The sequence below is a fragment of the Mesobacillus subterraneus genome (genome assembly GCF_023715485.1).
Lineage (GTDB): Bacteria > Bacillota > Bacilli > Bacillales > Cytobacillaceae > Mesobacillus > Mesobacillus subterraneus_B.
This window is the reverse complement of sequence record NZ_JAMBOF010000038.1, coordinates 1-1,665: the sequence shown is the minus strand read 5'-3', so window position 1 is coordinate 1,665 and position 1,665 is coordinate 1. Positions and strand designations below refer to the sequence as shown.

Sequence of the window (1,665 nt, the reverse complement as noted above, 5' to 3'; positions counted from 1 at the left end):
GAGAAGAGGCTCCATGTCAAGTGTTTAAGCTGAACGATCAAGTTTAAATGATTAAACCAGGGAGCAATTCCCTTCAGTAAAATCAATATGTTTCATTTAAGACTCTACTATTTGGGGGCTTGACCACCGTCCCTCTGTTTCCTTTTATATAGTCCGCCCGTTTCGACATTTTTAAAAATTCCCCAACTTTTCTCTTGGTGGAGAAATGTATAACAATTGTACTAACCACAATCGGTCGATTACTTGTTTGAGTCGAAGCTTGTCACTATTACGAATTCTATCTCTTATAGCACCCTGTACTTTCCCAATCCCCTAATTTCACTAGAGATGATAGCATTATATTGATAATCCTATTTTCCAATTTAAGGATTATTATAATAATATTTTCATATAAAGGGTGATGAATAGGGAACAAAAAACTGGTGAAGAAATCACCGTAGTGGAGCAAACTTCTACACAGATAAGATGGGTGCTTCAACAGTCGGTAGCAGCTATAAGGTAAACTGGTCAGTTAAATTGAAAATCTGGGACCGTAATAACAAGGCATATTTTGAACGAAGCTGTTCAAGTTATTACTATGTAAAAGCAGCTTATTAAAAAGGTGTGATAAACATTTGAAAAAATTATCGAGGTTATTAATAATTCTATTAGCTTTTTCTCTTATTGCTAACGTTTATTTATTTGTTCAAAATAAAAGTGCTAACACAAAACTGCTTAATAACGAAGTCGCAATTTTAAAAACGTATACCCAGAATGCCGTAGCAGGTATAAAAAACAACGACGATATCCTTCTTCGCCAATCTTTAAGCAACTTTCAAACCAAACCGCCATTTGCAACACAGGGATCAGTCGACTCTGTTGTTGAAAGAGTGGTCAATAGATATGAAGACTTGTTTAAATCGGCTTTGAATGGAGACCAAGAAAATAACACATTGTTGCTTACCAAGCTAGAAAAATCATTTCAGATATTAGTGCCACTATCCGAAACAGAAAAGCTAGAGGAAAGACAAATTGAAATTGCATTGACCAAAATCGACAACATCTTATCTGAAGAATGATTAAAAATTAAAGAAACTCGGGGACGTCACTGTGTTTTCGTAAATTTTATGTCAGTGGATGGTTCAAAAGATGGCAGGAGTGATAATTTTAACAGCGGCATTAACACCCTTTTCACATCCGTAAAATTTATTTCAAAAACAGACGAAGTGGTACGTAAACGCGTACCACTTCATTCATTCAACGATGATAGTTTTGCCTTATATGTAAGGTATTCCAAAAGAAGTATGGGCTCAAACAGGATTAAGGCCCCACGCTTCTCATTTAAATATTTCGACTCCCGAATGAGACACCAGAACCGTCCCTGTGTCTCTTGAACCATCCCTATGTCCAAGCCAAACTTAATGAGCAAAAACTGTTCAAAACTACTTGACGGTTACACCCTATGCCTCCACTGAAACCAAGGAAATAAAAAAAGAGAGAGAAACACCAGTCCCCCTCCCTCATAAATATTTCGACTTCCGAATGCGACACGAGAAACGTGATGTGCACCCCTTAAAGTAGAGGTTGAAAAACAACTAGTTTGGAAACCATTTTAAGGGGTGATTAACATGCCGGAAAAAGGCCAAATCTATAAAAACTACACTATGGAAGTTAAAATCAGAGCTG

1 protein-coding gene is annotated in these 1,665 nt (G+C 36.7%); it reads left to right on the top strand.

All coding sequences use genetic code 11. The features are described 5' to 3' along the window. Positions 1–614 precede the first annotated feature (614 nt). Positions 615–1,058 (top strand): hypothetical protein, encoded by a 444-nt coding sequence (locus tag M3204_RS23410; RefSeq protein WP_251489047.1) that lies wholly within the window; start codon positions 615–617, stop codon positions 1,056–1,058. The last annotated feature ends 607 nt before the right edge of the window (positions 1,059–1,665 follow it).